16 protein-coding genes are annotated in these 23,521 nt (G+C 69.0%); 6 read left to right on the top strand and 10 right to left on the bottom strand.

What is annotated here, in order from left to right:
- Positions 1 to 41 precede the first annotated feature (41 nt).
- From ACFYWM_RS37805 to ACFYWM_RS37795, 3 genes are all read right to left on the bottom strand, one after another.
- Positions 42 to 1,544, bottom strand: coding sequence for a serine/threonine-protein kinase (locus tag ACFYWM_RS37805; protein WP_389924378.1), 1,503 nt, complete (start codon positions 1,542 to 1,544; stop codon positions 42 to 44).
- A gap of 713 nt (positions 1,545 to 2,257) precedes the next feature.
- Positions 2,258 to 2,446, bottom strand: a complete 189-nt coding sequence (locus tag ACFYWM_RS37800) for a hypothetical protein (protein ID WP_389924376.1) — start codon at positions 2,444 to 2,446, stop codon at positions 2,258 to 2,260.
- Positions 2,443 to 2,724 (bottom strand): hypothetical protein, encoded by a 282-nt coding sequence (locus ACFYWM_RS37795; RefSeq protein ID WP_389924373.1) that lies wholly within the window; start codon positions 2,722 to 2,724, stop codon positions 2,443 to 2,445. Before ACFYWM_RS37795 ends, ACFYWM_RS37800 begins: the two co-directional genes overlap by 4 nt.
- 165 nt (positions 2,725 to 2,889) lie before the next feature.
- Here ACFYWM_RS37795 and ACFYWM_RS37790 point away from each other — a divergent pair, with 165 nt between their 5' ends.
- Positions 2,890 to 4,161 carry a sensor histidine kinase gene (locus ACFYWM_RS37790; protein WP_389924371.1) on the top strand — a complete coding sequence of 424 codons (1,272 nt, stop codon included), beginning with the start codon at positions 2,890 to 2,892 and terminating at the stop codon, positions 4,159 to 4,161.
- Positions 4,149 to 4,808, top strand: a complete 660-nt coding sequence (locus ACFYWM_RS37785) for a response regulator (RefSeq protein ID WP_389924368.1) — start codon at positions 4,149 to 4,151, stop codon at positions 4,806 to 4,808. Before ACFYWM_RS37790 ends, ACFYWM_RS37785 begins: the two co-directional genes overlap by 13 nt.
- A 29-nt stretch (positions 4,809 to 4,837) precedes the next feature.
- On the opposite strand, the gene ACFYWM_RS37780 is transcribed toward ACFYWM_RS37785, so the two are convergent.
- The 6 genes from ACFYWM_RS37780 to drmA form a co-directional block, all read right to left on the bottom strand.
- On the bottom strand, positions 4,838 to 7,117 hold the full coding sequence (locus tag ACFYWM_RS37780) for a DUF262 domain-containing protein (protein WP_389924365.1): 2,280 nt from the start codon (positions 7,115 to 7,117) through the stop codon (positions 4,838 to 4,840).
- A gap of 74 nt (positions 7,118 to 7,191) precedes the next feature.
- Positions 7,192 to 9,285, bottom strand: coding sequence for a UvrD-helicase domain-containing protein (locus ACFYWM_RS37775; protein WP_389924363.1), 2,094 nt, complete (start codon positions 9,283 to 9,285; stop codon positions 7,192 to 7,194).
- A 59-nt stretch (positions 9,286 to 9,344) separates the two neighbouring features.
- Complete coding sequence (locus ACFYWM_RS37770) at positions 9,345 to 10,913, bottom strand: protein kinase (RefSeq protein WP_389924360.1); 1,569 nt, start codon at positions 10,911 to 10,913, stop codon at positions 9,345 to 9,347.
- A gap of 220 nt (positions 10,914 to 11,133) precedes the next feature.
- Positions 11,134 to 11,898 (bottom strand): DISARM system phospholipase D-like protein DrmC, encoded by a 765-nt coding sequence (gene drmC / locus ACFYWM_RS37765; RefSeq protein WP_389924357.1) that lies wholly within the window; start codon positions 11,896 to 11,898, stop codon positions 11,134 to 11,136.
- A gap of 25 nt (positions 11,899 to 11,923) precedes the next feature.
- Complete coding sequence (gene drmB / locus ACFYWM_RS37760; RefSeq protein ID WP_389924354.1) at positions 11,924 to 13,852, bottom strand: DrmB family protein; 1,929 nt, start codon at positions 13,850 to 13,852, stop codon at positions 11,924 to 11,926.
- Positions 13,852 to 17,751 carry a DISARM system helicase DrmA gene (gene drmA, locus ACFYWM_RS37755; protein WP_389924351.1) on the bottom strand — a complete coding sequence of 1,300 codons (3,900 nt, stop codon included), beginning with the start codon at positions 17,749 to 17,751 and terminating at the stop codon, positions 13,852 to 13,854. The genes drmB and drmA overlap by 1 nt, the downstream gene beginning before the upstream one ends.
- A 359-nt stretch (positions 17,752 to 18,110) precedes the next feature.
- Between drmA and ACFYWM_RS37750 the strand changes: the two genes are divergently transcribed.
- From ACFYWM_RS37750 to ACFYWM_RS37740, 3 genes are read left to right on the top strand one after another with little or no spacing between them, the layout of a single operon-like run.
- Positions 18,111 to 19,745, top strand: coding sequence for an endonuclease NucS domain-containing protein (locus ACFYWM_RS37750; RefSeq protein WP_389924349.1), 1,635 nt, complete (start codon positions 18,111 to 18,113; stop codon positions 19,743 to 19,745).
- Between the two features lie 21 nt (positions 19,746 to 19,766).
- Positions 19,767 to 20,240 carry a hypothetical protein gene (locus tag ACFYWM_RS37745; RefSeq protein WP_389924346.1) on the top strand — a complete coding sequence of 158 codons (474 nt, stop codon included), beginning with the start codon at positions 19,767 to 19,769 and terminating at the stop codon, positions 20,238 to 20,240.
- A gap of 57 nt (positions 20,241 to 20,297) precedes the next feature.
- Entirely contained in the window at positions 20,298 to 21,197 is a 900-nt protein-coding gene (locus ACFYWM_RS37740) for a serine/threonine-protein kinase (RefSeq protein WP_389924343.1), read from the top strand.
- On the opposite strand, the gene ACFYWM_RS37735 is transcribed toward ACFYWM_RS37740, so the two are convergent.
- Complete coding sequence (locus tag ACFYWM_RS37735) at positions 21,187 to 22,530, bottom strand: serine/threonine-protein kinase (protein ID WP_389924340.1); 1,344 nt, start codon at positions 22,528 to 22,530, stop codon at positions 21,187 to 21,189. The genes ACFYWM_RS37740 and ACFYWM_RS37735 overlap by 11 nt on opposite strands.
- Before the next feature lie 333 nt (positions 22,531 to 22,863).
- Here ACFYWM_RS37735 and ACFYWM_RS37730 point away from each other — a divergent pair, with 333 nt between their 5' ends.
- A complete protein-coding gene (locus tag ACFYWM_RS37730; RefSeq protein ID WP_389924337.1) occupies positions 22,864 to 23,517 on the top strand; it encodes a hypothetical protein in 654 nt (217 codons plus the stop codon).
- The last annotated feature ends 4 nt before the right edge of the window (positions 23,518 to 23,521 follow it).

Genomic DNA, 23,521 nt, shown 5'->3' with positions numbered 1-23,521 from the left:
CGCAAGCGTCCGGCACGGGCGGGTCCTGCCCGAGGAGCCCGCTACCCCAGGCCGCGCAGGGTGGCCACGGCCGATCTGGCCGCCTCGGCGCCCGCCTCCCGCAGGGCGTCGCCGGAGGCGGTCCCCAGATTGGCGTAGTGCAGGTCGGCCACCAGGTTGCCGAGCCTGAAGGTGACCACGGTCATGTGCACCCGTCCGCCGGCGTCGGCCGCGTTCCAGGAGAACGCCTCGTCTCCCACGTCCGTGAGCGTCCGGGGGGCGGAGCGGGTCATACGCCGCTCGTCCTCGACGCCGATCTCGTACCAGGTCCACCCCATGTCGCGGGTGCCGTGGGCCTGCCGCCTCTCCAGGGCGGCGAAGAGGCCGTGCGCGGACCCGGGGCTCAGCGACCACGGGTCCGGGGTGCCGGAGCCGGTGACGGCGGTCAGCTCCACCCCCGCGCCGCGGGTCGTCCACTCGCAGTTGTTCGCGGACGTGCGCCCTTCGGCCGGGGCCCCGAGAAGCTCGGTGATCTGTTCCCGTGACAGCGCCTCGCAGAGGTCCACGGCCTTCTCGAACACCGGTGACACCGGCCTGGCCGCCGATGTGGGCTCCCTCGTGATCAGTATGGCGGCCACGGCGGAGGCCACGGCCGTCGCCACGGCGAGCAGGACCGCCGGGGTCCACCGGCGCGTCCGGCGGTCGATCGTCGGGGGCGCGGTGACGCGCGGTGACTCGCCGTCCGCGATCTGCCGCAGCAGCCCCAGCGCGATCTCGGCGTCCGGGCGCGCCTCGGGCTCGCGGGCCATCAGCCACCGCAGGAGTGACGTCAGCGGACCGGAGTCCCGCGGCTCGCGCCGATCCCGCGCGAGCGTCGCCTCGGCCACCTCGGCGGGAGAGCCGTCGTAGGGCGGGACACCCTCCAGCGCGATGAAGAGGGTCGCCCCCAGCGACCACAGGTCCGAGGCGGGACCGCCGTTCCCGCCGGCCAGGCGCTCCGGGGCGACGAACCCGGGCGTCCCGATGACCTGGCCGACGACCTGGCTCCTGTCGGCCGGCGTGGGCCGGTCCGGGAAACGGGCGACGCCGAAGCCGATGAGGACGACACGGTCGTCGTCTGTCAGGAACACGTTGCCCGGCCTGACGTCACGATGCTGCACGTCGTGCGCGTGCGCGACGACCAGCGCCTCCAGCAGGAAGGCTCCGATCGTGGCCACCTGGAGGGGAAGCCGCGGGCCGCGGGCCGCCAGCTCGTCGTCGAGGGTACGGCCGCGCAGCCGTTCCATCACGATCCACGGCCTGCCGTCCTCCACCAGCACGTCGTGTACGGCGACGATCGCCGGGTGACGCAGCCGGGCCACGGCCTCGGCCTCCCGCATGACCCTGGCCACCAGCTCGGCGCGGCTCCGCCCGTCGCCGCCCTCCGGGATTCGTACCTCCTCGACGGCGACCTCGCGGCCGAGCATCTCGTCCCTGGCCAGCCACAGGGTGCCCATTCCGTCGTGACCGAGCGGGCGCAGGAGAAGATAGCGAAGAGCCAGCTTCGCCCCCATCGAATCGGCCATATTCCAAGAATAGGCAATTATCTCGCATTAATCGATCTCTCGAATGCGACGAGGTGATACCGGTTCCCTGTCGCGACAGCCTCTCATCGCGTTCACGAATCGGAGAATGGGCGACCGGACGCGTCACACACCTCGAAGGACACGGCCCGCTCGCAGTTCTTCCGAGCGCCGCGACGGGAGGAGCCGATTTATTTCCGGCCCGTTCATAACCGACTTCGACTGCCAGGCGAAACCCGACGATCGCGTCGCCCGGTGTGATCGATTCGGTACCGTACCTGCCCTTCGGGTACGGAAGGCGCTCGCGGGTCCCGGTCGCGGCCCGGTCGCCCCGGGGCGTGGCGCGGATCACGAAACCGGTCGCGACACAATCGTGGGACCGGCCGTGGCGCGAGCTATGAAACCGGTCGCGGCACGCTCGTGAAACCGATCGCGGCGCGGGCTTTGACACCGGCCGCGGCGCGGGCTGTGATACCGATCGCGGCTCGGAGCATGGCACCGATCGTGCCCCGGGATGTGACGCCAAGGGGGTTCGAATACCGCCCGGGAGCGCCCACGGGTAAAAGCGCACGACTTCCCCGGCAGGCTCGCGGGCGCATTCCTTTTCCCCTTCCCCCTATTTTCAAACACGACACCGAAAGCGACGTACATTCAACGTGAAAAGGATTCGGCCCCGTCCGCCGGCACCGGGAGGGACACGTGGGGAAAGGTCGTCATCAACGCATGAAGCGGGGTGAGACGGGAGCCGGAGCGGGCCGGGACGTGACGAGGCGGAGCACGGGGACGGCGGCGGCGAGGCGGAGCGCGGGGACGGCCACGGCGGCGGCCACGGCGACGACGGTCGCGACGGCCAGGCCGTAGGTGACCATCACCGTCGTCCGGCCGAACTCGATCACGGCGCTCATCGGCGCTGGAAGCGGTAGTGGTGGACGATCAGAGCGGCGACGCACGCGAGGGCGGCCAGCCCGAACCCGGCACCGGCGAGGACGTCGGTGCCGACGAACGAGAACACCGTGTTGAGAACCGCGCTGACCAGCAGCAGGACCCACAGCACGGGACGTACCATCCCGGCCCGGACGCCGGTGGGCCGTGTCGGACGCGGCGCCTCGGGGGCCTGTGGGATGCGGTGGAGATCGGTCACGGCGCGCTCCTCGCTCGACGGGGTCGACAGCTCGTCTGTCATGGGTCGACGCTACGGACGATCACCGCCGGCCGCGATCCTGCCCACCGGACAACCGGGGTACAGCAGGCTGTACTACTTGCCCGACGTTGCCCGACGATCTGACGATGAGCCGGACGGTGCCCTATCGTCTGGGGCCAGGAGGTTCGTCTGGTCCAGGAGGTGCGGATGCCGGCCCCCGAACCCGCGGCCGCCCGGAAGCCGGCACGTCGACGGGCCGTGGTCTCCCGCGCCCTCGCCACCCTGGACGCGTTCGAGCACCTCGCCGGCGGGCTCGGCACCACGATCCTGGCCCTGGTCGCCTCCCTCCTGCTGGCCGCCACCGCGCTGGCCTGCCTCGTCGGCGTGGGCCTGTTCCTGGTGCCCACCGCGCTGCGCGGGCTGCGCGCCGTCGCCGACCGGGAACGCGCGCGGCTCTCCCGCTGGGGCCCGGAGATCACCGGCCCGGAGCCGGTGCCGCCCGGCCTGCGTGCCGCCCTCACCGATCCGGCCACCCGCCGGGAGCTGGGCTGGGTGGTCACCCACGCCACTCTCGGCCTGCTCCTCAGCCTGGTCGGTCTCACGCTGCCCATCAGCGCGGTGACCAACACCACGTTCCCGCTGTGGTGGCGGCTGCTGCCCCCGGAGGAGGCGGCCACCTCGGCCATGGGGCTCTGGACCGTACGGGACCTGCCCGGCGCCCTCGGGGTCAGCCTGCTCGGCCTGGGATGGATCGTCCTCGCCATGCTCCTCACCCCGGGCATGGCGCGGCTGCAGGCGTGGCCCGGCCGGCGACTCCTGCCGGCCGACCCGGGCGGCGACCTGGCGCTGCGGGTCGCGCAACTCACCGCGACCCGCGCCGCCGCGCTGGACGCGCACGCCGCCGAGCTGCGGCGGATCGAACGGTCGCTGCACGACGGGACCCAGAACCGGATCGTCGCCGTCACCATCATGCTCGGCGCGGCGCGTCGGGCGCTGGCACGCGACCCGTCCAACGCCGAGGCCATCCTCGAACGCGCGCAGAGCGCCGCCGAGGAGGCGCTCGCCGAGCTTCGCGCGGTCGTCCGCAGCATCCTGCCCCCGGTGCTCACCGACCGCAGCCTCGCCGACGCCCTCACCGGCCTGGCCACGACCTGCCCGATCCCGTGCCGGATCGACGCCGACATCCCCGTCCGGTGCGCCGCCTCCGTGGAGGCCACGGCCTACTTCGTGGCGGCCGAGGCGCTCACCAACATCACCAAGCACAGCCAGGCCCGGCACGCCACCGTCAAGGTTCACCGTGGCGCCGACCGGCTTCACCTCCAGATCACCGACGACGGCCACGGCGGAGCGGACGAGCGCGGCGGGTCGGGACTCGTCGGCATCCGCCGCCGTATCGAAGCACACGACGGGACATTCATGCTGAACAGCCCTGCCGGTGGACCCACCACCCTCACGGTGAGCCTGCCATGCGGATCGTGATCGCCGAGGACGACCCGCTCCTGCGCGAGGGCCTCGCGCTGCTGCTGCGCGCCGAGTCACTCGACGTCGTGGCCACCGCCGCCGAGCCCGACGGCTTCCTGGCCGCCGTCGACGCCCACAGACCGGATGTCGCCATCGTCGACGTCCGGATGCCGCCGACCCACACCGACGAGGGCATCGTCGCGGCCGTCGAGGCCAGGCGGCGCCGGCCGGACCTCGCCGTTCTCGTGCTGTCCGCCTACGTCGAGCAGGCCTTCGCCACCGAACTGCTCGCCCAGGGCAGCGCCCGCCTCGGCTATCTCCTCAAGGAGAGGGTCGGGCGGGTCGACGAGTTCCTGAACGCGCTGCACCGGGTGGCGGACGGAGGCACGGCCATCGACCCCGACGTCGTCGCGCAACTCCTCACCCGCACCCGGCCCGACACCCGGCTGGAGCGCCTCAGCCCCCGCGAGCGCGACGTGCTGGCCCTGATGGCCGAGGGGCTGGGCAACACCGCCATCGCCGAACGGCTGTTCGTCACCGACGGCGCCGTCCACAAACACATCCGCAGCATCTTCGCCAAGCTCGACCTCGCCCCGACCGACCGCGCGGACCGGCGCGTCACCGCCGTCCTGCACTATCTGGAGGACGCCCACCGCCGAGCCTGATCCGCCGCCCGGTGCCGCCCGGCGACCGATCAGTGGTAACCGAACTGGCCGAGACGGTGATGGGCGATCTCGATCTCGGCGGGCGTGAAGAGATCCGCGAAGCGTGGCTGGACGACCAGTGCCTCGACCGTCAGATCGAGGCGCCCGCGCTCCCAGAGGGCGGCGAAGCCGTCAGACACCGCCGGCGCGTGCAAGAGCTTACGGGCCGTGGCGAGACTGCCATGCTCGGCGAGCATGCTCAGGAAGTATGCCGCGTGGTAGTTCGCCTCACCTCGTGCCCTGTCGTAGACGGAACGCATCGCCGCGTCGAACTCGGCATCGACCTTCACTCCGGCCTCTGGCTCGTCCGAGGCGACGGGCTCCTCCCTCCTGACGCTCCCGTCACCACGGGTGCCCGCGGCGTTCTCGTTGCGGCGGGTCACGTAGCCGAGCAGTGCGTCGACCGAGGTGAACACCTCGTACCCCAGCTCTTCGAGCCGTGGCAGATCCGCCACGTCGGGGTCGAGCTCCAGGACCACAGGCCTGCCCTGCCCCGCCTGTAGTCCGTCCGGCCAGAAGGCCTCCGCGACGGCCAGCGCGCGACCTGTGACGGGATCGGCGATCTCGCTGTCGAGCGCCGGTTCGGCGTATCCCAGCCGCACCAGCTCCTCGGCCATGGCCTTGACCTGCGCCGAACGAACGTCGTCCTGCTCGTCGGCGACCACCGTCACCGGCCGGAGTTCGGTGGCGGTCGCGGCGGAGGCGCCGTCGCGGAGCTCGGTCAGGAACGACTGGACGGCTTGTGCGAGCAGTTGGCGCCGGGCGGCGAGGAAGTCGGCGTACCGCTCGATCCGCCACAGGTCAGGATCGGAGGGGATCCACTGCGAGGCCAGCACGCCGGGTTGCTTCTCCTCGGCCTCCGCGAAGTACTCCTCGGGGGAACGTTTCCCGATCATGAGGTTGGTGTCCTGCGTCAGGAAGCAGAAGTTCGCGACGGCGTTGACCTGCCCCCGGTCGTATCCGGCCTTGTAGAGAAGCGCCTTGGGGAAGATGTGGTGCACCTGGAGTGTGCTGAGTTTGCCCAGGGCCTCGGCACGCAGTTCCAGACCGCTGCCGAGGTCCCGTGCCCCCTTGACCCGGGTGATCATGTAGAGGAGCGGGTAGAAGCGTGCCCCCTTGGTGGAGCCGTCGAAGTCATGGGGCTGGATCTCCAGGTTCCCGCCGCGCCAGCGTTCCAGCGAGGCGATCAGTCCGTCGATGCCCGACTCCTTCACGACCTCGTAGTCCTGGGCCAGGACGGTCTCGGTGGAGCCGGCGAAGCGCCCCCACAACGCCGAGTGGACATACCAGAACAGCACCTTGTCACGGTGGACGGCGTCGGCGAACCGGCCTCCGGGGCTGAGGTGGAGCAGGCGTGAGATGACCGGAATCGCGTAGCGGCCCATGACGACCTGGTCGTGATCCAGGCCGAGGCGTCCGGACGCCGCGTCCAGGAAGTTACCGACGTATCCGACGGACTTGGCCAGGGCGGTCTCGAAGTCGGCGGCCGACACGGCGTCGAGGGCGGTGAACACCGCACGTCCCGTCGCCACGGCGGTGGTGTTGCGCAGGAGCCAGTCCAGGGAGAAGTCGAATCCCGCGCCCTCCCAGCGCTTCAGGTGGTCGCGCATCACCTGCCGAGCCGGGGACCAGTGCGCGCAGATCTTCGCCAGCGCGAGATCTCCCTTGGACAGTGCGGTGCCGCCGGAGTTCACCCGGTTGAAGATGTCGACGACGACCTCGATGTCCTTGTCCGGACCGGTGATCTTCTCCTCGTGGAACTCCCTCTCAAGCAACTGCCGCAGCCGGTTGAGCCGTTCGAGGTAGGTGGTGAACCTGTCCGGAGCCGTGCTGAAGTCCTTGATGAACGGCTCCAGCCCGTCGGTGAACAGGCGGGTCACATCCACCCATCGGGCGTCGTCGCGCATCTTCGCCGGGGCGTAGAACTCGAAGTTCTCGTCCTCGACGTTGAAGCGGAGACCGGTGAAGGCGGAAGCGTCTCCTTCGAAGAAAGCGGGCGCGTGACCGCGGATGACGCCATAGAGAGAGGTGATGCGCTGCTGGCCGTCGAGAAGCAGCAGTCGCACACCACCGTCGGTCGCACCGCCGCGCACCGAGGCCTGGTCCGGCTCGGTCTCCCACAGCAGCAGGCCGCCGACCGGATACCCGCGATACAGCGAGCGCATGAGTCCGCGGACCTGGTCGCGGTTCCAGACGTATCCCCGCTGGAACTCCGGCAGGAGCACGGTGCCGTTGTCGATCTGGTGGAGGAGTACCGAAAGCTTGGCCATGTCCCGCCTTCATCGTGACGAACTTATGATCTTAATTGCCGCCGTACGGTTCGTGCTTGATCTTTCACTGAAAGTCACGTGGTGAAACCGGCCAGGAACGGGCTGGCTGCGCCGTGCCAGGAAAGGTGAAGCTGCTCCCGCGCCCGGGTGCACGCGACGAACACCAGGCAGCGTTCACGTTGGAGGTCCTGCGAATGCGTCAGGGGATCCTCCTCGACCGGGGTGACGGCGTTCGACGACGGCACCTGGTGTTCCGCAAGCCCGATGACCGCCACACACCGGAACTCCAACCCCTTCATCCGGTGCATCGTCCCGGCCCGGACCACGTCGTCGGCGTCCTGCGCCTTGGCCAGTGAGCGCGCGGGGACACCGGCCCGCTCCAGCGCGGCGATCGCCGCGTCCGCCAGCATGTTGGATCGGGCAGCGACGCCGATCTCTCCCGGTTCCACCCCCGTGTCCAGCCACTCCCGGACCCCGCGCGCGAGCGCGTCCAACTCGTCTCTCTGCGTGCGGTGTCCGCGGAGCTCCGGAGGGCGGCCGTGCACCTGCGACCGGTAACCGGCCACCGTGTCCAGCCCGCCGTCCATGTCGTCGATCCGCTCGCCGTGGAGCATGCCCAAGCTCCAAGCGAGGATCTCGGCGGTCGTCCGATAGTTGACGGTGAGGCGCGACGAACGCCCCCCGACCCTGATTCCGAGTTCTCTCAGCGAGACACGGCTGTTGTAGATCCGCTGGTGGGTGTCGCCCGCGATGAACAGGTCGTCGGGCCCCTCGGCGACGGCCGCGCGCAGCAGTCGCCACTGGACGGGGTGCAGGTCCTGCGCCTCGTCGACGACGATGTGCCGGTATGGCTTGTCCGGCCGCTCCTCCAGCAGGCGGGTGGCCTCGACGCAGATCGTCTCGTACGTCCATACCCGACGCCGTCTGAGCTCCTCCTCGAACTCCCACACCGCCTGCCACACCTCGGCCTTCTGCCGGGTGCCCAGCCCGCGGCCCCGTCCCTCCCGCTTGGCCCTGAGATATTCGGCGGCGTTGGTCACCCGCTGGGCGAGCACCACGTGCCGCCACTCCTCGGCGAGGAACGTCTCGGTGAAGGGCACGTCGAGCCGCTTGACGACCCGCCGCCAGATGTCCTTCTCCTCCCTGTCGCGCAGGATGGCGGGGCGACCGTGCCGCTCGGCGAAGACCTGGTAGGAGAGCTGGTCGACGTGCCGCACCTCGATGTGGTCCCGGACCTTGGCCGAGTCGGCCAGCAGGCGCAGCCCCGCCTCCAGCGAGGCGGACAGCGTCGAGGTGAAGGTGGTCACCAGCACCGGTCCCGCCCCGAGGCCCGCGAGGTGATGGGCGCGGTGCAGCGCGACGACCGTCTTGCCCGTGCCAGGACCGCCGGTGACGCGCGCCGGCCCATTGAAACGCGCGTATGCCACATGATGCTGTGCCGGGTGAAGGTAGATCTTCCAGAGCGTGAACGGGTGCCGGAACACCTCCATGAGCTCCTTCGGCCCCTCGACCAGCACTACCCTTTCCGGGGTGCGCTCGACCGCCGCGGTGATGTCCTCGGTGTCGTACGACTCCCGTCCCGGCACGACACCGAGTTCGGCCCACACCTCCTCGGGGGTCATGCCCGCGGCCAGGCCGTAGAGGGCGTCCCACTGGTTCTGCGGCAGGAAGGATCTTGCGGCCTCCAGCTGCACGATGTCGGTCAGCACCCTGGCGAAGGCCAGGGTCTGCTCGTCGACGCCGAGGCGCCTGAGGTCGGCGTCGCCCGCGTCGTCGAAAAGCCGTCGCGGTGCCCGATCGGCCATCCTGGCCAGTTCCGGCAGGGTGGCGTCGATCGCCACCCCGTCCCTGATCTCGATGCGGCCGGTCGCCGTGTTCACCGATGCCTTCCGCCGCTGCGCCCATGTGTAGGCGTCGTCGTGCGGGAGCACCTTCAGCAGCGTGAACGAGTCACCGGTCTCGGGCGCCAGCACGACCCCGCGCCAGAATTTGTCGATCCGGATGGTTCGGAACCGGGGGTCCCGTGCGTTGTTCGGCTTCTCCAGGTGGAGTCCGGCGTGCGTGGCCTGTTCGAACTTCGCGAAGACCTCCGCGACACGCTCCTGGACGGATCGTTCCAACTTTCCGTAGTCACGGAGAAAGTCCTTGTCGATCCCGAGCTTCGCCACGCCATGTCCTCCGGGGGTTTCTCACGTGTGGAGACGACCTACAAGAATGCTCGTACACGTTATAGATCATCAAGGCTTTCCAGGATTTCCCGGATTTTGTCAACGGTGGGATGACGGGGACCGTACCGCCGTTCAAGATCCCGCAGCAGGTCGCTCAACGTGGCCTTCGCCCGCACTCTTCGACCGGAGCCGAGCTCCAACAGCCCGATCTGGCGTCGCAACTCCAGGATCCGGTCCTCGTCGACACCAAAACGCCGCTCGTCGTCCAGGAGCACGCCGAGTTGGGTCAGGGCGAGGTTCGTCTCTCCGACCGCCGCGTGGCAGTTCGCCTCCATAAGGCGGCAGCGCAGTACAAGGCCGTGCTCGGGCCCTTCCCGTTCGGCGAGGTCCGCCGCGAGCCTGCGGAACTCGGGGGCCGCTCGCCGGTAGTCCCCGCCGAGGAACAGGGCATCGGCCAGTTCTATTCGCAGGTCGATCACCTCCGGGGTCTTCGGCTCGAAGACCCCGGCGGCGCGTTCCAGCGCGTCCGCCAGCACCTCCACAGCCTGGGAGAACCGGGACTCGGCCTTGAGCGCCGCGGCGTCCTTGCGGGCGAAGGCGATGTCCACCCGTCCGCCCCGCGCCGCCTCGCCGCCCCACTCGACCCGCCCGCCCCATGCCGCATCCTTGTCGCGAAAGCTTCCGACCGGCTGAGGAGCCACGAGCTGTTCGGTCCTGGCCGCCGACCGACCTGAGACGGGTGCCTCAGGAGCGGCCCGATTCGTGGCGACCTCGTCGATCCGCCCGACGACGGCCGCGTACATGCGTACCGGATGCGGCGCGCCGAGGTTCACGTAGCCAGGGAACGGCGGCAGGTTGCGGCAGAAGTCCATGAGCCGCTCGTAGACCACGTCGGCGCCGGGAGGTCGCTTGTCCGGTGCCTTGGCGAGCAGCCACAGGACGAGCCGCTCCAGCCCTTCGGGCACGTCCTGCTTTCTCTCGCGCAGTGGCCGGGGCGCGATGTCGGTGTGGTTGCGCATCGAGGCCAGCGCCGTGGGGCCGGCGAACTGGTTGTCCCCGGCGAGCATCTCGTCCAGGACCACTCCGAGGGAGTACAGGTCGCTCTGTCGGCTGGTGACGCCGTTCATGGCCTGCTCGGGCGCCATGTAGGCGGGGGTGCCTACCACGACGCCCGTCCCGGTGAGCTTCGTCGCGACGTCAGGGGCGAGCGCGGCGGCGATGCCGAAATCGAGGACCTTCACCGTCCCGTCGGGGCAGAGCATAAGGTTGCCCGGCTTGAGGTCGCGGTGCACCAGCGAGCCCGCGTGGGCCACGGCCAGCACCGAGCACACCTGGGCGGCGATCGCCACGGCCCACGCCACGGGCACCTCCGTCTCGTCGAGGAGCGAAGAGACCGGACATCCGTTGATGAGTTGCATGACCAGATAGAGTTCGTCGCCGTGCGATCCGCAGTCGTAGACGGTGGGCACTCCCGGATGTTCCAGTCGGGCGGTAATCCGCGACTCACGCACGAAGCGTTTGGTGAGCTCGTCGTCGGGCCTGCCATCGGCCTGCCTGTCGATCCGGATGAACTTGACCGCGACCGGCCGGTCCAGGCGTTTGTCGTAGCCGAACCAGACCTCTCCCATGCCTCCCGCGCGGCGGGACACAGGGTCCAGTTCGTAGCGGTCTCCGATAATCGTCCGCCTGCCCAAAACGGCCTGCCTTTCGCGGGGCTACGATTTTCGCGACAATTGTTGAGGATTTTCCCGGTAAAACGTACATGTCCGTTGATCACATCGCAGGTTCCCTGACGACGTTCCCTTCCGCGGTTACCGCGGCGCCATCGCACGGCCGTTTCCTACCGGTTCATCGAAGCCTTTCCAGCACACCCCGGGAACGCAGCTCGGCAATGTGCTCGGCCGCACGCCGCGGGGCGGTGCCACCCCGCACGAGCAGGCCGGCCTCGATGTTCCTGGCGACTCCCGACTGAGTGAGGTTGGCGCTGGAGACGAGCATGACGCGCCGGTCGGCGACGGCGAGCTTGGCGTGCGTCTTCGCCCCCTTCTCGGTCCGCCTGGCGACCGGCCAGTGCCACAGCTCGACTCCCGTGACCGCCGCGAACGCCGCCGCGGGCTCCGCGCCGCCCAGCGCGGAGCCCGCACCTTGCAACGTCTCGACAACGGCCGTCACCGACACCCCACGTCGCACCGCCGAGGCGAGGGCGTCGACCAGAGGCGCGTACGGCGTCGCGGAGTAGGTCATGAGAAGCAATTCGTGTGACGCCTCCCCCACCAGGTCCACCAGAACCTGGGCGGTGGCCCGGACCGGCACGGGGTGGGTGCTCGGCCCGCTCCACACCGACTCCACCCGGATCACATCCGCCTGCTGCGCATACCCGTCGGCGACGCCCCGCAGATACGCCGCGGCCTCACCGTCCGGGATCCTGTCGTCCTCCTGCGCCGCCAGTACGGCCAGCGCCGCCTCGGCGAAGCCGGGGGCCGGAACCGACGAGGGGATCGCCGAGCGCAACCATCCTTCGGCGATCCGCCCCGCCAGGACGCGGAGCCGTACGGGTCCCAGACGGGCGGCGGCCTCCGCCACCGCCCGCACGAAACGCGAGTCCGGCGTCACGGGAGCTCGGGACGCAAACAGGGCTTCATGGAATCTCGGGGTAGAGGGCCAGATCGGGATCGCCGACCGGGACGACGAATCTGCGGTCGAGATAGCGGTTGCCCCGTTCGCAGGTCGTCTCCGAGACGAAGAGGCAGACGTGGCAGGCGGCCCCGTGCAGGAAGTCCTCGGGCCTGCGGGGCAGCCTCTCGGCGCACAGCGGGTCGGAGGAGCAGCGCCGGGCGTCCGACAGCGCGCGACGGGTCAGCCGTACGAGCTCGTCGGGCTCGGCGAGGGACACCAGGCCGCCCAGGGTACCCTCCGCGTCCGGCACCGCCGTGTAGATCAGCAGTCCGCTGCGCGGGTCGTCCTCGGTGCCCGCGTAGATCCGCTCGGACAGGCTCGCGGAGCTGTAGCCGCACTCCAGCGCGATCATACGGATCAGCAGGTGGGACAGGGTGTGCAGGGCGTAGTAGCGCAGGCCGGGCCAGCCGCGATACTTGTCGAAGCCCGCGGGGAGGCGGTCGGAGTAGCGGTGCTCGCGGAACCGGCCGTACGCCTCGCGGTGTTCCTCCGGAACCGAGTGCGTCTCGCGGCGCCCGTCCGCGAACGAGGAGCCGCGCACCCGCTTCTCCCACGCGGCCAGCAGGTCCTCGGGAACCCGCAGGAAGATGCCCTCACCGCGTACCTCGCTCGCCGGCACCCAGGCGGGCTTGGACCGGGCGAGCGGGGCCCGGATCACCAGTTCGGGGTCCTCGAAGTCGGGGGCGTCCAGCCGGGTGAAGCCGACCATCGCGCGAACCTCGCGCAGGCGCTCGGCCTGGACGACGTCCGCGTAGTAGCCCTTCAGCGGAGCGGGCACGCCGTCCGGATGCCGGTAGAGGGTGAAGTCGTCGCTCGGCTCGGGGAGCGTGGGACCGGAGAAGACCCGCCACTCGGGCGTGAGTAGATCGGTCCGGCTCTCCGGGGCGGTGCCCGCGCCGTCGAGCCGGTCTCGGTGGCGCTCGATGGCCGCCCAGAGCTCCCCGTTGTCGGGCCACTTCTCGAACTCGTAGGACAGCGGCGCCATCGTGCGCATGAACGGCAGGCTCTCCGGTCCGGGGACGTGCTGCAGGTTTCCCCAGAACTTCTCGATCCTGGCGTCGAGCTCGTTCGCCCCGCTCTCGGGTACGGCGAGCGCCGAGAGGGTCTGCGCGAACCACTGGTTGGAGGCGCCCACGACGAGGATGTGCGGCTGCTTGTCACAACCCTGCTCGGCGAACGTGCCGAGGTGGGGGTGGCGCCCCCGGCAGCTCGGCAGCTGGTCCCTGCCGCGCCGTCCCATGGCCTCGCGGATGTTGCGGTCGGCACCGCAGCGCTGGCAGACGATCCGCACGTTGGCGCCGATGTTTCCGCCGTAGTCCTCCATCAGGAGGTTGGGCTTGGCGACCTTGGCACACTCCTCGCCCCGGTGCACGAACTCCAGGTAGGGAAAGTCGTCCAGGTGTCCCGCCGCGCAGGCCAGCACGAAGCGGGCACCGACCACGCGACGTTTCTTGTTGCCGCGCCCGCACTCGTGGAAGAACTGGGCCTCGTGCGGCTTGCGCGCCTTGTCGTTCTGGAAGCCGAACGCCTGCGTGTCGATCGGCGCCAGCAGGTTGCAGGTGGTGCACCGCATCCAGCTCGGGAACGGGAAGACGGGCACCCCGACCCGCGAGGCGTCTCCGTTGGGGTTGGTGTCGATCCCCGGGAGCCACGGTGCGGGCCTGAGGTCCTTGACCGCCTTGCCGAGGATGGCCTGGACGGCGGCGAGCAGCCGGGGTTCGGCGATGGCCTGCGTGGCGTCGCCGAGATTGTCGTGCCGCCACTCGTCCACCCCCTTGACCAGCACCGAGAAGTTCGGCAGGTCGACGATGGAGCCGACGCCGGAGGTGAACATCAGGTGGCTGGGGCGCACCGCCCCCACCCGCCGCCGGTACGGTGCGGAGTCCGCCATCACTTGCCGCCCTTCTCGTCCAGCGTCGAGACACCCATCTCGTCGCCCTGGGGGATGTCCACGCCCTCGCCGTCGTCCTCGGGCGGGCGCAACGTCCACGGCGGCGCCGCGTAGGCGGGGGTGAAGATGTCCCCGCCGCCCGGCAGCAGCAGATTGATCTCGTTCTCCGTCTCGCGCATCGAGTTGCCGACCGTGAGGTCACCCCACCGGCCGTTGCTCGCGCGGTCCAGCAGACCGGCGACGATCTCCTTCGTGGTGCTCTTGCGCCGCTCGTAGCCCAGCCGCGCGGGACCGTTCTTGCGCAACTCCCAGGCGTCGGTCACGACCCTGATCCGCTCTCGCAGGTAGTCGCGGGCGCGGGTGTCACCGGCCGCCTCCGCGCGGGCGAGGAACCGGTCGACGATCCGGCCGACGACCTCGCCGGAGAGCGACACGTCCTCGGCGTCGCGGTTGCGCGCGTGGGACTCTTCCACGTTGCGCACCGCGGCGACGAACATTCCCGCCGTACCTCGGTCCAGGGCCCGGCGTGTGTACGGCGTGACCGACAGCGCCTCGACCTGGCGGTAGAAGGTGGCGTGGTAGTGCTCGAAGTCCTCGTAGTGCGCCAGGTCGCGGGGGCGCGACCAGTTGTAGAGCGTGATCACCAGGCCGGGACGCTCGGCGTCACGGCCGACCCGGGACGAGGCCTGGATGTACTCGGCGGTGTTCTTCGGCTGCCCGGTGACCACCATCAGCCCGAACCGGGAGACGTCGACACCGACCTGGAGCATCGACGTGGCGAGCACCACGTCGACGGGCTGCCGGGTCGCCCCCCGCCGGTACTGACGGTCCGCCAGCGGGTGGAAGGGCCGCCGCCTGTCCCTGTTCTTCTCCCTCATCACGTCACCGATCTCGGCGCGCACCTGTGAGCGCCGGACCGAGGTGTCCAACTCCTGATCGAAGCCGACCTCAAGCCGCCTGAGCACCTCGCTGATGTCCGCAGACGAGATCCGGGAGGTCAGCTCCACGATGGAGAGCATGTCGGCCGGGCTGAGAAGGCGATTCGACAGGCCCTTGCGCCTGCCGTGGGTCCGCACCCGCGTGGTCACGTCGTCGTCCATGTAGCGGCGCATGCCGGCGAGCTCGCGGGTGGCGTTGAAGTAACCGACGACGGTCATGTACGGGTCGGCGGGCTCGCCGTACCGGTCGAACATCGTCTGCCCGGCCAGGAACAGGATCTCGGCGAGCCTGATCTCGGCGGACTTGAGGCGCACCCCGTGCGCGCACACCCCGAGGTAACGGCGGCCGGGGGTCTTCGGGGTGACCGGCACCTGCCGGGAGAAGAACGTGTCGGCGACGTCGACGACCTGCGGCGGGAACACCGCGAGTCCCCGGCCGAAGACGCCGAGCACCTGGCGTTCGGCCCGCTTGGTGGTGGCGGTGGAAGCGATGATCTTCGGGCCGGTCGGCCGGCCCCGCGCCGGACTCCACGTACAGAGCTCGTCCACGGCCGCCTCGAACAGGCCGACCGTGGTGCCGAGCGCGCCGGAGATCAGGTGCAGCTCGTCTTGGATGATCATGTCCGGTGGCCGGAGCCGCACCACCGGGCGGCTGACGACCTTGGGCAGCCTCCCCTTGGCGTTGTGCCTGCCGCCGCAATTGACCTGGTCGTCCAGGTCGGCGTGGCGGTAGCCGTGCCGGGGACACCACTGGCCGACCCTGCCGAACAGGTGACCGGCGGCCCCCTTCCAGGGAAGCTGCGCCAGCTTGTCGACGGTGGCGATGACGAGGCTCGGCACCAGCCGGTAGATCTCCTCGTCGACGGTGAGGATCGGCAGGCCGTCCCTGCGCGCGGCGATCTCTCCGGGGTCGTCCAGCCGGGAGGTGAGCATGCGGTCCTCGCCGAGCCGCGAGAACGGGCAGAGGTCGGCGTCGCCCTCCCTGCCCCGGCCACAGTAAAGCAGCACCCGGTTGCGGTCCTCGTCGATGTCGAGGCTCCGGTCGCCGGTCAGCTTCTCCCCGCACCACGGGCAGGTGAGCGTCTGCAGCACGTTGGTCCTGCGGCTCGCGGGGGCCTGCCTGGCCTCGTCGATCTGGTCGGCCGCCTCCCTGAACGAGTTCGGAGAGACCGAGCCGCCGACCCACAGGCCGATGCGGAACGGCTCCTCGCCCCAGGTCGCCGGGTCCTCGCGGCGTTGCACCTCGGCGGCGCACACCAGGGCAGCGGCACGCTGGAACTGCTGCGCGGTGAGCAGCCGCAGGGTGTAGCGCATCAGCACCGACACCCCGGCCCGGCCGTCACGGGCGTCGGTGCCCGAGCCGACCAGCCCCTGGAGACGGCGGATCGCGAACGTGTAGGCGGTCAGGCCAAGGTAGGCCTCGGTCTTGCCGCCACCGGTCGGGAAGAACAGCAGGTCGACGGTCGCCGAGGAGTCAGCGGCCCGCTCCGGGTGCTCGGGATCGGTCAGTGACGGCAGGTTGAGCAGCACGAACGCGAGCTGGAAGGGCCGCCATCGCGCGGCCTTCGCCCCCTGCTCCTCGATCCTGGCCATGGCCTGCTCGTAGCTCAGGCCCAGCTCGTCGCGGAGCTTCCCGACGGCGGTACGGCGGCGCTGCGACGCCATCGCCGTACTGGCGAACCGGAACGCGGCCAGCGCGTCCGCGTGGTGCTCACGCTTCGGGTCGGTGAGCAGGTCGACGCCGTCGCGGATGCGGGCCGCGGCTCGCCTGGCCTTGAAGACGGCGACCTCGGCGGCTTCGCGGAGCGGTTCCGGCAACCCGGGGATGCGGCTCTCCTGCCCGTCCAGCCAGCCCGTGTAGCCGTCGGCGAGCGGCCTGAGCCCGGCCTTCAGCTCCTCGGGCGAGGCGACGGCGAGGGCGTCCATGGACAGCTCGACCTCGGCGAGGTCCGTGCCCTCGCCGTCCGGGGCGACGGTGGCGGGCACGTCGTGGGCGGGCAGCCAGGTCGTGCGCAGCCGCTCGGCGCACCGCTGCCCCTGCGGTACGTCCGCGTGCACGGCGACGTTACGGCCCGAGGCGTACCGGCGCTCGTCCCGGTAGAGCAGCCGCAAATGCCGCTCCTCCAAGTCCTCGCCGACGGCCTCCAGATCGTCCAGCGGGTCGTCGATCGGCAGGAAGACACAGGCACCGGGACCGGGCGCGGCGCGGTCGAGAATGTCATGGCCGGAGGCGGCACGATCGGGGGCGGTCACGGTCAGCTCGGCCTGGAACAGCCACGCGGTGTCGGTGTTGCGCTCCGGCTCGGCCTGCTGGTTGACCAGCGTCAGCTCGACGACCCGCCTGCCGTCCTGCTGTGGCCGTACGGCCATCCGCAGCAGGACGCCGGGATCGTCGGCACGTTCCATCGTGAGCGGGAGCCGCTGGGAGGGCGCGTCGTCGAGCCGGACCTCCCGGTCGTACCGGATCGGTTCTCGAGACCAGATCGGGACGGTCCGCTCCCTGCCTTTGGCGTCCTCGACCACGGTGTCGGCCTTGCCGTACCGGCCCCAGGAGGCGGTGACGGCGAGCACGTCGACATCGCCCGGCACCGCGAACGACAGCCCCATGGAGGAGGCCCAGATACGGCCGAGGTTCTGCGGGGTGAGCACCTCGGGCAGCTCGCCCTCGCTGCCGTCGCCCTCGGGACCGATCTCGGTCTCCGGCATCTCGCCGGCGTCCTCCCCGGGCAACCTGCGCGAGGGCTTGGGGCCGAGCATGCCGACGAGGTAACGCTCGCGCGGCCCGGACGCCCTGGGCGGGAGCTCCTCGGTGTCACCGCCCCACGGGCCGAGCAGGTCACGCCGGACGAGCTCCTCGAACGCGCCACGCACCTCAAAGGACGTGGCCTCCTCGAAAGCCTGCGGCACGTCCAGGGCATGCGGCGCCTTCTCCTGCTCGGCCGCGGCTGCGCCCCCGCCCATCAGGTCAAGCCCTTGCTGTTTGTCGCCTAAGTCCGGGAAAAGGTCCTCTTGGTCATTTATCACGCCCGTGGACACCTCTCGCCGAAGACCCCGCCTTGGCCGTTCATTACAGCAGAGTTTGCCTGCTCTTTGGCACGTCCGCGGACCGCGAACACACGGTCCGACAATGCCGGACCGGCCTTCGTCGCCCGTCCTCAGGCATCGACACGTGATCCGGCTCTCGCCACAACGCACCGGAGCTTTCCCGGTCCAATTCGTGAAAGCCGGCGAACCCGAAGTGCTTCACTCCGCCACGTCACCCGAATTGTCGTCCACGGCCTCTATGGTCGACGTTCCAGCGAGCAGCCAGGAGGCACAGTGTGACCACCACTCCCCACGAAAACCGCATCCGGGGGCTTCTCGCACAGCGACTGCATCTCCTTGAGTCAGGGCTGCGTCGTGTCGATGAGGAGTACGTCCTGGCGAACCCTCGGGGCACCGGCGGCCGGATCGACATCCTCGCTCGCGACCAGCACAACATGTGGGTGGTCATCGAACTGAAGCGGGCCAACCAGACGGCCCGCGAGGCCACACAGGAGATCGCGAAGTACGCCGAGCTACTCCAACGTGAGAAGGGGATTCGCGCCGACAGCATCAGGGTGATCGTGGTCGCCCTTGAACCGCAGTGGCAAGAACTCTTGGCCCCACTCAGCAATCTCGCCCGCGACTGGCAGCACGATCTTCGTGGGTACAGCCTGCGGATTGACGACGACGGGGTTCCACTTGATGCGCGACGGGTTGATCTTCTGCCGGAGCCGCTCGATCAGAGGCTGACGCCGATCCACTTCATCTATCTGTTCGAGCATCGCGACCGACGGGACAGGTGCTGGAAGCAGGTGGTTCGCCGCGCCGCCGAAGCGCACGTGGACGACCTTGTCGGTGTTGATCTCGACTACCGCGGCCCTTCGGGAATCGTGATGTATCCCCACGCCCTGTATCTGGGTTTCGGTCGCGTCAATTCTCGCAAGGGCCTCCTACCGTGTGGCGAGGACTGCGATCACGAGATCCTGGACGAAGCCGAACGTGACGAGTATGAACATCCTGATGAGTACGATGCGCTGTGCCACGTGACAAGTTCGGTTTTTGGTGACAGTGTCGCGACCGCCCATCCTGGAAAATTCTCCACCCTCGCCGACGATCCTCACTGGGTGGTCGATCAGGTTCGCACCTCGGGAGCTTTCACGCGCGGCCCGTACGAGACCCGCGATTTCATCAACGCCCTGCGCGGGAACGACGGCGGAGCACGGGTTCTCTTCCAAAGCAGCGCCAGCACAAAAATCATGTCGCGATGGAAGGAATTCCGACAGGCCGCGATGGAGTGCCTGGCCACCAATGAGGATTGGGCCGAGATTGTCGGCGGCTGGCTCGACCTTGTTGGCGAGCTGCCTGGCGAATACGACGTCAAACTGCACATCTACAATCCGTGCGATCTCATCGCGGCCTTGGTTCACGCGATGCCCCAGAGCATCAGGGAGTACCACGCGGAGACCCTGGCGAAGAGCCTGAGTGAGTGTGAGCCGATGGTCATGGCGATGGCTCAACCGCGCGACGAAGATCATCCGCACCACATATTGCGGGGTGCGCTTCGCTGGAACGGCATCGGCATACCCGACCTGCGCCGTCGCGTCGAACAGGTATTCCACGACAGCACGGACTGGCAACTTGCCAGGTGCGTTGACTTGGCCTGGCAAACCGACCACGAGCTGCTCAACCTTCTGGAAATGCGGTACGTAGCTCACGAGTCGATCCTCGTCCCGCGCACCCAGGGAGGATTCGAGAAACATGAGAGCATCATCCTGCCGAAGGACCTGAAGCCCGAAACCGTCGAAACCTGGGGCGGCCTGTTCTCCCTGACCGACTTCATCGAACGACATCGCGAAGAGATCTTCTTGCTTGTCCAGGAGTACAGGCGGCACATCCACACCCTAGACACCAGAAACCCGCCCTCCGTTTAGAACGGGAAACACTTCGAGGCCATGACGACCACCCTCTTCAGCACGCATTTCAAGGCCATTGTCTTCGCTTCTGCGACATTTACCTTGACGGCATGCGGTGCGCCCCACTGGGAGAATATCTATTTCACGACGCTGTCCGCCGACGAGTTGACCTTGACGGCGAATGTGATCTTCGGGGAACCCGCCGCAGACGGCACGCACTGCGAGCGAGTCACAAGGGCGGAGGTATCCGAATCCTCCTTCAAAGTGATCATCAGGGTCCAGGTGAGTGAAAGCGCCTGCCCCCACCTCTGGCCATGGGAAAGTGTCACCACCCACTCGATCGGCTACCTGCATCCTGTGCGGTTCCAGCTGAAGAAGCCACTCGCGGGGCGAACCGTCGTCGACGGCACAAGGCACAAAAAGATCGGAGGCAAACGATCGACGGACGCCTCCTGGCAGCCACCGGGCAGCCGGGGGACATCCCGGCTACCCGTTTTTTCGCAGTCGTCCTGATGCCTCTCACGAACGACCGATACCGAGCCTTCCCCCACATCTGAAAACCGGAGTTCAATGGTGGTCGCGCAGCGATACGAACTACGCCGGCCGATAGGCCGAGGCGGCATGGGTGAGCTCTGGGAAGGTGTCGACACCCGCCTGAGGCGCAGGGTGGCCGTCAAGCGCGTCCGGCGTGACCGGCTCGGCGAGGAGACCCTTCGGCGGTTCAGGCGTGAGGCCCGGGTCATGGCGTTGCTCCGCCATCCCGGTGTGCCCACCGTCTACGACTTCGGGGAGGACGAATACGGGTTCTTCCTCGTGATGGAGTTCGTCGACGGATGGGCGCTCACGCACGTGCTCGACGCGCACGAGAGGCTCCCTGTTTCGTGGGCCGCCCTGATCGGGGCACAGTTGTGCGCCGTGCTGTCGGCGACGCATTGTCATTCGCTCGTTCACCGGGATCTGAAGCCGGGCAATCTCATGCTCTGCCGGGACGCGACCCTCGTCGTCCTGGATTTCGGTGTCGCGACCGTCCTGAACTCATCGGACTTCTCGGTGATCACCGGGACGCTGGGGGCTCCGGGAACCGCCCGCTACATGGCTCCCGAGCATGTTCACAGCGGCAGGACCAGCGCGCTGACCGACCTGTACTCGGCGGGCTGCGTCCTCTACGAGATGCTCACCGGTGAGGGGGTGTTCCAGACGACGGGCCTCGTCGCCGAGGTTGGCGAACACGCTGGCCTCACCCCGATGCGTCCTGGAGCGCTCCGGGAGGCCTCGGTGCCCCGGGAGCTCGACGCGCTGGTGACGGCCCTGCTGGAAGAGGACCCCGACAAGCGCCCGCAACGCGCCGACGAGGTCTTTCGTCGGCTCCTGCCGTTCGTACGGGACCTGCCGCCGCTGCCGGGCGTCGTCGATCGCGTGACGAGGCCGATCCATCTGTACGCCGAGGCGGTGTCCCGGTTCAGCCGGTGACCGCCGTCATCACCTCGGCGGCCGTCGGCCGGTCCCGCGGGTCCTTGGCCAGGCAGGCGGCCACCGGGTTCCGGAGCGCCCCCGGTAGCACGGACAGGTCGGGACGGTGCTGGGTGATCATCCGGAAGATGTGCGGGTGGGAGGCGCCGTCGAAGGCGTGCCTGCCCGTGGCGCCGAAGAGCATGGTCGAAGCCCAGCTGAAGATGTCGGAGGCCGGTCCGACCGGATCGCCGGAGATCTGCTCGGGAGACATGTAGACCAGCGTGCCCCTGAGTCCACCCGAGGTCACCGTGAACCTGTCCACCGCTCTGGCGATCCCGAAATCGATCACCCGAGGGCCGTCCGGACCGATCAAGACGTTGGCGGGCTTGAAATCCCGGTGCACGACGTCCGCCGCGTGAATGCCGTTGAGCGCCGCCGCCGTCCCTATGGCCAGCCGGGTCAGACTGTCTCCGCCCCTTGGCCCCTCGTCTCGCACCAGCCGGTCCAGGGATGGGCCGGGCACGTATTCGCTGATGATGTAGGCCAGGTCCTCGACAACACCGACGTCGATCACCCTGGCCGTGGCGAAGGGACGCACCCGCCGAGCCATGGCCGCCTCTTTGACGAAGCTCTCGCGTTCGGCCGCGCCACCGATGATCCGGTCGTGCAGCACCTTGATCGCCACAGGTTGCCCGTCCGGGCCGTGCGCGAGGTGGACGGCGCCCTGGCCGCCCTCGCCGATCTTCCGGATCAGCACGTACCGCCCGATTCTGTCGATCCCGATCCCGTCGAGGGAGCCAAAGACGGGCATGGCGCCCATGTCGTTCCACGAAGGCCGGGGGGACGACGGGGGCGGTCCGGCGGGAACCCGGTAGGACGGCGCGGGTGGTGCGGGCGGAGCGGTGGAGCGTCGGTAGGGCGGCGGAGGTACGGGGTTGTGGCCCCGGTCCCACGCCGTCGAGGGAGCCGGACGCCTCGGGTGAGGGCGGAAGACCTTGGGCCGGAGGAACAACGCGTGCACCGTGCCGCCCAGCCAGCCCGCAAGAAGCCATACCCCTGCCGCCGCTGTCACCGGCGACTCCACCTCGGTCGCGGGGTTCCCGTCGTCCATGACACTGGCGATGGTGGCGTACGTGAGCAGGAACGCACCGTAGACGCCCGTCGCGAAGCCCAGGTTCCTGCTTCTCAGCCGTATGGCGGCGTGTCCGATGATGAAAGGAGCCGCGAATCCGCAGGTGTACAGCGGAGCGAATGCCCAGACGACACTGAGGGGAAAACCTCGCCAGGAGGACCGGTCGGGAATGCGCCTGTCGGCGCTGTGGCGAAAATCGGGGCCGCCGGTTGGAGACATGGTGTGAATGATACGGATCGTTCCATGCCCGGGGCGGTGAGGGCGAAGAATTCGTTACCGGACATCGGCTCGTTGAGCATCATCTCACCTGCCGGTTCGCGACAGCCGACCTCGACAACGTGATGTCCCTGGCTTGCAGGAGCGTGCGGTTCACGAAGACCTCGGTCGCGGCGCACGTCATGATGCCCGAGAAACCCGGCACCGCCAGGGAGCAGATCCAGGTAAAAGCACACGCTTCCTTTGTTGTCTTGTGCCGGGATTCTCTTTTCTCTCCTCTCTATCTTCGAACACGGCGCCAAAGAGGGCGCCCGTTCGAGATGAAAAGGATTTGACATGCCCACCGACATCGATCCCGGTAAGGGACCTCACACGACGCGAGGGAACAGGACGACGCGCAAAGCACTCCACCTCTCCCTGCTGGCCGGTCTCGCGAGCGCCGCGGTCGTCGCCACCCCCTCCGCCGGCCACGCCGCCGCCGGAGCCGAGGTCAAGGTTCACGAGAACACCATCAGTCACATGGCCGGGCCTGGGGAGGCCAACCGCGTCCGCTTCTACAGGAGCGGCACCAGGATCATGGTGCATGACGCGGTGCCCATCAGCGCGGGAGACGGCTGTGACCAGGTGGACGACCACAGGGTCAGCTGCACCTCCGACGGGGTGGGAGCGATCGTCGCCGAACTCGGCGACGGAAGCGACTCCATCGTGATCGACATTCCCCTGTCGAGCTACGTCGACGGCGGCGCCGGCTCCGACGCCTACTACGGGGGCACGGCCCCGGCCACGAGCCGGGTCTTCTACCTCGGCGGAGAGGGCAACGACTGGGTCAGCTACCAGCTCACCGCACAGCCCGTGAGCGTGACCCTGGACTACCGGAACAACGACGGCCGCGTCGGGCTCGACCAGGACAACATCCAGCCCAGCGTGGAGAACGTGATCCTGAACCAGGCCGTCACGACCGAGGGAATCCCTGCCGTACCGGCTGAATGAGAGA

This window comes from Streptosporangium sp. NPDC002721 (genome assembly GCF_042888905.1).
Classification (GTDB): Bacteria; Actinomycetota; Actinomycetes; order Streptosporangiales; family Streptosporangiaceae; genus Streptosporangium.
This window is presented reverse-complemented; position numbering and strand designations above follow the sequence as displayed.